The 9,027-nt window shown below is 49.0% G+C and carries 5 protein-coding genes; 4 read left to right on the forward strand and 1 reads right to left on the reverse strand.

Annotated features, from left to right (window positions below; all coding sequences use genetic code 11):
- Window positions 1-481 precede the first annotated feature (481 nt).
- The gene (locus ACRCZA_RS00980; protein ID WP_438672621.1) at window positions 482-1,603 is read left to right on the forward strand and encodes a beta-ketoacyl-ACP synthase III; all 1,122 of its coding nucleotides are present in this window, start codon (window positions 482-484) and stop codon (window positions 1,601-1,603) included.
- A 148-nt stretch (window positions 1,604-1,751) separates the two neighbouring features.
- Here the strand turns inward: ACRCZA_RS00980 and cysZ are convergent, their stop codons facing one another.
- Window positions 1,752-2,531 (reverse strand): sulfate transporter CysZ, encoded by a 780-nt coding sequence (gene cysZ / locus ACRCZA_RS00985; RefSeq protein WP_438672622.1) that lies wholly within the window; start codon window positions 2,529-2,531, stop codon window positions 1,752-1,754.
- Between the two features lie 244 nt (window positions 2,532-2,775).
- Between cysZ and smc the strand changes: the two genes are divergently transcribed.
- The 3 genes from smc to ligA all read left to right on the forward strand — a co-directional run.
- On the forward strand, window positions 2,776-6,213 hold the full coding sequence (smc, locus tag ACRCZA_RS00990) for a chromosome segregation protein SMC (RefSeq protein WP_438672623.1): 3,438 nt from the start codon (window positions 2,776-2,778) through the stop codon (window positions 6,211-6,213).
- Window positions 6,214-6,236: 23 nt separating this feature from the next.
- The gene (gene zipA / locus ACRCZA_RS00995; RefSeq protein ID WP_438672624.1) at window positions 6,237-7,361 is read left to right on the forward strand and encodes a cell division protein ZipA; all 1,125 of its coding nucleotides are present in this window, start codon (window positions 6,237-6,239) and stop codon (window positions 7,359-7,361) included.
- A 91-nt stretch (window positions 7,362-7,452) separates the two neighbouring features.
- On the forward strand, window positions 7,453-9,027 hold a 1,575-nt coding region (gene ligA, locus ACRCZA_RS01000; RefSeq protein ID WP_438672625.1), incomplete at its 3' end, for an NAD-dependent DNA ligase LigA.

Raw genomic sequence — 9,027 nt, forward strand, 5'->3', positions numbered from 1 at the left:
AAGTGATTGTTTGTTCTTCTTTATGCTATTTAGTTATTAAAAATGTGATAGATATGCGCCAAGCTTGATGTGATAGGCGTTAGCTAATATTAAGCTGTTGCTTATATTCAATAATTTTTTTAAACATGTGCAAAATTTGCCCGCGTGACGCTGATATTAATTAAGCGCCATTCGCTTTGAAGGTCGCGAAGGCTCCCCCTTGGTTGAAGTTGCTTAACTTCAGTCGCTTTAGCTGTAAGGCCGATTGTTTGATGGCTGTTTGGTTGGCCATCCCTACCCGTGGTTAGCGCTATTAGTTGGGGCGCTGGTCAGCATACACACTAATAGTGGCCACACCTTATCAAGTTCAAGCTTTTACAATAATTGTGATAAACTCCGCAAAAACATCAAGGCAGCGTTTTGAATTGTCAGTTAGGGAAGGGGAGATACTAGCTCACATTGATAAACCAAGCCCTATAATAACAAACCGTTGGGAACATCTATGAGACAGGTTGTGATTTCAGGAAGCGGGTTATTTACGCCGCCTCACAGTATTACTAATGACGCCTTAGTGGAGAGTTTTAATGCTTATGTTGACATGTTTAACGGTGAACATGCAGGGTTAATTGAACAAGGGCATGTCGCGCCGCTCGCCTATTCTTCCAGTGAATTTATTGAAAAAGCCTCGGGGATTAAACATCGCTATGTAATGGTTAAAGAAGGCATTCTTGATCCTGAAGTCATGATGCCCTTAATCCCCGAGCGCGGCAGCGATGCCATATCGCTGCAGGCTGAAATGGGGATTGAGGCGGCGATAATGGCGCTAGAGCAGGCCAAATTAAAGGCTGAACAAATTGATTTGATCATCGTGGCTTGTGCTTATACCCAGCGGGCCTATCCTGCCATGGCCATTGAAATTCAGCGGGCGCTTGGCACTCGTGGTTATGGTTACGATATGCAAGTTGCCTGCTCATCAGCCACCTTTGCGATTGCCGCTGCTACCAACGCCATTGCAACGGGCGCAGCGTTGCGGGTATTGGTGATCAATCCTGAAATTTGCTCGGCGCAGGTTAACTACCGCGATCGAGACAGCCATTTTATCTTTGGGGATGTGGCAACGGCATTGGTGCTAGAAGATCAGAGCCTCGCCCAGTCAGATAATCACTTTACGATTTTATCAACACGTTGTTTTACAGATTATTCGAACAATATTCGCAGTAATTTTGGCTTTTTGAACCGTTGTGATCCCAGTACTGCGCATCAGGCGGATAAACTGTTTCACCAGCAGGGACGCAAGGTATTTAAAGAGCTATTGCCAATGATTTATCAACATTTAGATGAGCATTTGGCCGAAAATTCGCTCACCCCCCAAGCCTTTAAGCGCTTTTGGTTGCATCAGGCCAACATCAATATGAATCAATTCGTGGTAAAAAAACTGCTGGGGGATGAGGTGACACCAGCGCAGGCGCCCGTGGTGTTAGATCAATACGCCAATACCGCCTCCGCTGGCTCGGTGATTGCGTTTCATCAGTTTTCCGATGACTTTAAAACAGGAGAGCTTGGCTTGTTAAGCTCTTTTGGGGCGGGATATTCCATCGGCAGCGTCATTTTGCAAAAACAATAGCGCGAAAACAGCAGTGCTAAAACACCGATTGCCCGCCGCTTAAGCGGGCAGTATAGCAACTTGTGGTAGCCAATATCCGCGCCATTTAATAAGACTATCGTCCTTATATCGCTAGAATGTCAGCAACTTAGTCACCTTATTCGTCACCTTACGCCGGCGCAATGGCACTGTTGCGATACACTTCGCGATACTTATCGACCCACATGGCGGTGGCGCCACAAATTGCCACTGGCATCACGATAAAGTTAACGATGGGGATCATCGAAAACAGCGTGACCGTGGCGCCAAAGCTAAAGCTGCTGCCACGGGTTTGCGCTAAGGCAAAGCGCATATCTTTAAAACTGACTTTATGGTTATCAAACGGATAGTCACAATATTGAATCGCCATCATCCACGCACTAAAGCCAAACCATAAAATCGGCGCTAAGGTTTGGCCTACGACGGGCACTAAAAACAGTAATAAAAACACCAACGCCCGTGGCAGATAATATTTAAGTTTGATCCACTCACGCCCGAGGATCCGTGGTAAATCTTTAATTACATCAATCCCCGAACCGGTATATAAGGGCTTGCCTGTGAGTAATTGCTCAACCTTTTCAGCCAGTAAGCCATTAAAAGGAGCCGCTAGCCAGTTCATCACCGAGCTAAAAACAAATGCGAGCATCACTAACATAGTGGTTACGGCAAGGGGCCAAAGTAAAAAGTTTAACCAGCTTAAATAGTCCGGCAGTTGGGTGTTTAACCAAGTAAACAGGGCATCTAACTGACCCACGGCGGCATAAATCACCCCGGCAAATAGGATGAGGTTGATCATCAGTGGAATAAAGACAAAGGTTCGCAATCCCTTACGTCTGATTAACCCAAAGCCGTCAAGAAAATAATTCACGCCACTTTTGTTAAGGAGGGGCAAGGAGGTTTGCTGTGTCATAGTGGTTTCCAAAAATGAAGGGGGAGTTCCAAAAATGAGAGTCTTTGCAAAAAGTCAGTTAATGTTTGCGATACCTTGCTTAGGATTGTGATTAACTCCCAAGCAGATGACAAGTTAAAAGCAGCATCTATGCCATAAAAAGCATTACAAAATGCGACTTGCTTTGTTAAAGTGGCCCGTTGATTCAATTTATCTTAATGTGGCCAATGTTGGGCCACATATCAGAGACGCACTCACTGGCATTATGAGATTAAAACAAATAAAACTTGCCGGCTTTAAGTCGTTTGTCGATCCCACCAAGATCCCCTTTTTACAGGCATTAACGGCGATTATCGGCCCCAATGGCTGCGGTAAATCCAATGTGATCGATGCCGTACGCTGGGTGTTAGGCGAAAGCTCGGCAAAACATTTGCGCGGCGATTCCATGAGTGACGTCATTTTTAATGGTTCAAGCGCGCGCAAACCGGTGTCGGTGGCCGGGGTTGAACTGGTGTTTGAAAATAAACAAGGCCGCCTTGCGGGTCAATATGCCAGTTATGAAGAGATATCGGTCAAACGGCAGGTGAGCCGTGACGGCGAATCCTGGTATTTTCTCAATGGGCAAAAGTGTCGTCGTAAGGACATTACCGATTTGTTTATGGGCACCGGGCTTGGGCCGCGCAGTTATGCCATTATCGAGCAGGGCACCATCTCGCGACTGATTGAATCTAAACCCCAAGATTTACGCACTTTTATTGAAGAGGCGGCGGGGATTTCTCGCTATAAAGAGCGCCGCCGTGAAACCGAGAATCGCATTCGCCATACCCGTGAAAACTTGGAACGCTTAGGGGATATCCGCAGCGAGTTAGCCAAACAACTCGAAAAACTCAGCCAGCAGGCCAAAGCCGCAACACAATATCGCGAGCTGAAACAGGCGGAGCGCAAAACCCACGCCGAGTTGCTGGTGATGCGTTATCAAGAGTTGCAGAGCCAAATGGCGAGTTTATCGGAGCAGATTAACGCACTCGAGCTGCAACAGGCGGCGGCGCACTCCTTGGCGCAAACGAGCGAATTAGCAAGCACAGAGCTGCAAGTTACACTTTCGCAATTAGCCGAGCAAGAGCAGCACGCGGTGGAGGCCTATTATCTGACGGGCACTGAGATCGCCAAATTAGAGCAACAATTACAAAGCCAACAGCAGCGCGATGCCCAGCTAAACACTCAGCTCGAACAGTTGAACGAGCAGTTAACACAAAACAAAGCCAAATTAGAGACCTATCAGGCCAGTTTTTATGCGCTTGAGGCGGAGCTTAGCCAACTGGTACCGCAACATGAGTTGCAGCAAGAAATGATGGATGAGCTGCAAACCCAGTGGGAAATGAGTGTTTCGCGTAGTGAAGCCCAAACTGAAACGGCCAGAATCCAAGCGGCGGCCGTTGCCCAACATCAGCTGCAACTTGAATTACACCGCAGTAAACTTGTGCATCTGCAGCAGTTAAGTGCCCATAAAACTCAGTTACACCAAGAACTGCAGCAAGAGTTGTCCTCGCTCACCGAACATGCTTTGGAGGATAACAGCGCATCCCTTAGCCAAGAGATTGAACGATTAGAACAAGCAATAACTCAGCAAGTTGAAGTGAATCAAGAGCTTGAGTTAGCGCTTGCTGAAAATACTCAAGCGTTAGATGTTGCGCGTGGCGAATTTGAGCAGCTGTCACAGCGGTTAAGCTCAATGCGAGCACGCTTTGAGCTGGTTGAACAATGGCTCGCGAAGCAAGAAGAGTTAAGTGATACCCCCCAGCTGTGGCAACGCATTCAAGTGGAAAATGGCTGGGAATCTGCCGCCGAACTGGCGCTGCAGGGCATAATGACATTGCCCGTTGGCGTTAGCGCAAATGCGTTTGGGTTTTATACGGATGCGACTTTGATGGTCGCTGGTGCGCATACCCAAGACGCGCCCATCAAACTGCTCGCCGATGTGAACCTTGCCCCTTGGCTTAAGGGGCTCAAATGGGCTGACAACCTTGCCAGCGCGAAAGCACAGCTTGCCAATTTAGCGGCCGATGAGCGGATTGTTACTGCCGATGGTTATCTACTCGGCAAAGGTTTTTTGATTGCTAAACAAGATAATAGCCAATCTTTAGTGCAACTGAGTAAAGAACAAACGCAGTTAAGCGAGGCGATAGCCGAGTGTGAGCAGGCGCGCGCGGCACAACAGACAAGGCTCGATGTGCTATCGCAGCAACTCACGCAAGTGCGTGACAGCGTTAATCAAGGCGTGCAGCGCTTGCACCAGTTACAGCTCGATAAAGCCACTCAATCTACCCAGCTTAATCATGCAGAGGCACAGGCCAAGCAGCGCGAAGCTAAACGGGGGCAACTCGCTGACACCACCGCGCGAACGCACGCCGAATTAGCACAGCTGACGGAGCAGTTAATGTTGCTTGCAGAGCAAGAGGATGAGTTGGCCCAAACCCTCGAACAAAGCCTTGAGAAGCAGCAGCAACAACGCCTTGATGCCCAAGGGGATTTAGCGCGCCATCAAGCGCTTAAGGCACAAATCAGCGATGCAGAGCGCCGCCTATCAGCCCTTAATGCGAGTGTGCAATCGGTGACGACTCGCATGGCCGTCAGCACCGAGCAAATTGAATTACAGCGTGTCCGCGTCAATGAATTAGTTCAGTCACTGGAAACGGTATCAGCCCAGCTTGCCAGTGTCGCTTTGCAGCAGGGCGATCAGCAAACTGCAAAGTTGAGTGAGCAATTGGCGCAGTTGTTGAATCAGCAACAGTGCCAGCATCAGGCGTTAACAGCACTGCGGACACAACAAAGTTCACTTACTGAAACGTTAAACAGTATAGGATTAAAGCAAAAACAAGAGCTTGGTCAGCTTGAGGGCTTGACTCAACGCCTGAGCACGTTAAAGTTACGTCGTGAGGGGGTAAAAGGGCAGGCTGATAGCCAATTAGCCACGTTGTCGGAGCAGCACATTGTGCTTGCTCAGATTGTTGATGCCCTGCCACGCGACGGTCAGCCAGATAAGTGGCAGCGTGATTTAGATCAGATCCGGCAAAAAATTGTACGCTTAGGTGCGATAAACCTCGCCGCGATCGAAGAATTTGAGCAGCAAAGTGAGCGAAAATCCTATCTTGATCATCAAGATAATGATTTAAATAACGGGCTGGCTACCCTAGAGGAGGCGATCCGGAAGATCGATAAGGAAACCCGCACTCGCTTTAAGGCCACCTTTGATACCGTCAACGAGGATTTGGGACGTTTATTCCCCAAGGTGTTCGGTGGTGGCAGGGCCTACTTAGCGCTGACGGAAGACGATTTATTAGAAACGGGCGTGACCATCATGGCCCAACCGCCGGGTAAGAAGAACAGCACTATCCATCTTCTTTCCGGTGGTGAAAAAGCACTAACCGCTTTATCATTGGTATTCGCAATTTTCAGGTTGAATCCCGCGCCCTTCTGTATGCTCGACGAAGTGGATGCACCCTTAGACGATGCCAACGTAGAACGTTTCTGTCGATTACTCAAAGAAATGTCCCAAAGCGTGCAGTTTATATATATTAGCCATAACAAAATAACGATGGAAATGGCGGATCAACTTATAGGTGTGACTATGCATGAGCCGGGTGTTTCCCGTATAGTCGCGGTAGATTTAGAACAAGCGGTGGCGATGGCCGACGCTGGATAACGATAAGAAAGACAGGGTAACCAATGGAAGATTTGCAACTGGTATTGTTTGTGTTAGGCGCCATAGCCATAGTTGCTGTGCTGATTCATGGTTTTTGGTCCATAAGAAAGCAGCAGCCTAAATCAATAAAAGATAGCCCGATGGGGCACTTTTATAAGCAACAAGCCGATAAAGCCCAAGGGGCGACTAAGCGTATTGACGCCGAAGGCTTTGATGCCGATGGCATCGGCGCGGTGCGGGTACGCAAGGCGGCTGATGTTCCTAGCCACGATGCCCCAGTTGCGATTAATCCGTATCTTAAGCAAGAGCCTAAACTTGAACCTAAGTTCGAGCCTAAGCTTGAATCTTCACCAGATACAAAGCGTGAACCGAATGTTGGGCGTGAACCAAATTTTGGTTTTCAGCCGATAAAGCCGTTTGAGCATGAGACGCAAGCAGTCGTCAATACCGAGCCACGATTAAGTTCGCCTGCGGCGCAGCCTGATTTTAGCCTGCAACCTCCCTTAGCTAAAGAGCCCTCACGTAGCCACAAAGCGCCGCGCCAAGAAACGTTGGCCCCCCAAGCAGGTAAATCCCATGCGGCCATGGTGGCACAAAAGGTGGCTGAACAAGCTCAAGCCGTTCACGCGGCGCCCAAGCAAACCGCATTATTTGATGATGAACAAGCCTACCAAGAAGATCACTATCAGGATGATGAGTATCAAGATGATAGCGCCGCAACTGAGCCGGGGTTAGGTGAACCTCGCGATGTGTTGGTATTGCATGTGGTCGCCAAAGAAGGGCGCAAGCTAAATGGCGCAGAGCTGCTACCGTGTTTTTTAACCTTAAACTTTAAATACGGTGACATGAATATCTTCCATCGGCATGTCGACAATGCCGGCAATGGTAAGGTGTTGTTCTCAATTGCCAATATGCTAAAACCAGGGGTATTTGATCCCGATAATATGGAGCAATTTAGCACCCAAGGCGTGGTATTTTTTATGACTTTACCTTGCTACGGCGATGCGTTAATGAATTTTTCCATTATGCTCAACTCTGCCCGGCAATTGGCCGATGATATTGATGCCGTGGTGCTCGATGGCCAGCGTCAGCCATGGGGTGAGTTTACTAAGCAAGATTATTTACACCGCATTCGCGCGAACGCTTAGCATTTGTTGATGCTGACAGGATGAGGCCGCTAATTGCGGCCTCATTTTTTGTGATCTATTTTTACGCTCTTACGATATCTGGATTAAAAATATGCAAGACATTCAATTCGATAAACTCCTTTCGGCAGAGGTAACGCCTGAGAATGCCCGTGAGGTGATGCGCGCGCTCAGTCAGTCCTTGAATGCACATAACATACGGTATTATGTGGACGATGCCCCAAGCATTACCGATGCTGAGTATGATCGTTTGATGCAGCGGTTACTCAAGCTTGAGGCCCAATATCCCCAGTGGCTGACAGCCGACTCGCCAAGCCAACGTGTCGGCGGGTTAGCATTGGCAAAGTTTGAGCAAATTACCCATTTAAAACCAATGCTTAGCCTCGATAATGCCTTCGATGAGGCCGATTTTAACGCCTTCCATAAGCGTGTGAGCGATAGGGTCGGCGAGGTGAGTTTTTGTTGTGAGCCCAAACTGGATGGTCTTGCGGTCAGTCTTATATATCGTCATGGTGTGCTTGAGCGCGCGGCGACCCGTGGCGATGGCACCACTGGGGAAGATATCACCGAAAATGTTAAAACCATCAAATCTATCCCGCTGGCGTTACGGGGAACACATCTTCCTGAATTGGTGGAGGTGCGTGGTGAGGCGTTTATGCCCAAAGCGGCCTTTGAGGCGCTTAATGAGCGTGCCCGCGCCAAGGATGAAAAATTATTTGTCAATCCGCGTAACGCGGCCGCTGGGAGTCTACGGCAACTTGACAGTAAGATCACCGCGGCGCGCTCACTGGCCTTTTACGCTTATGCCTTAGGGGTTGTTGAGCCAGAAACCTACCCTTTAGCCAAAACTCATTTTGAGCAATTACAGCAACTTAAATCTTGGGGGCTGCCTGTGAGCAGCGAAATCCAGGTTTGTGAGGAGCTCAGTCAAGTTTTTGCTTATTATCAAGATATTCTCACGCGCCGCAGTGATTTACCCTTTGAAATCGACGGCGTGGTGATGAAGGTTAACGATATTGCCCAGCAGCAAACCTTAGGCTTTGTGGCCAAATCGCCCCGTTGGGCGATTGCCTATAAATTCCCCGCACAAGAGGAAATGACCTTACTTGAAGGCGTAGATTTTCAAGTCGGGCGTACAGGCGCCGTGACGCCGGTGGCGCGCCTAAAACCGGTGTTTGTCGGCGGCGTGACGGTGTCGAATGCGACGCTGCATAATGCCGATGAAATAGCTCGTTTAGGGATCAAAATTGGCGATACCGTGATTATCCGCCGCGCGGGGGATGTGATCCCGCAGATTGTGGCCATCGTGCCCGAGCGCCGCCCTGAGGATGCGCAGACGATTGTGTTTCCTGAACATTGTCCGGTGTGTGGCAGCTTAGTCGAGCGTTTAGAGGGGGAGGCGGTTGCCCGTTGCAGTGGCGGCTTATTCTGCGAGGCGCAGCGCAAAGAAGCGATTAAGCATTTTGCTTCCCGCAAGGCGCTCGATATCGACGGTATGGGCGATAAAATTGTTGAGCAGCTCATTGATAAAGAGCTGGTTCAAAGTCCCGCCGATCTGTTTAAACTCACTGCCTCTATGATGACCATGCTCGACCGTATGGCGATGAAGTCTGCCACCAATTTAGCTGCGGCGATTGCGGCGGCCAAATCCACGACGCTCCCCCGCTTT

The organism is Shewanella sp., assembly GCF_051658185.1.
GTDB lineage: Bacteria > Pseudomonadota > Gammaproteobacteria > Enterobacterales > Shewanellaceae > Shewanella.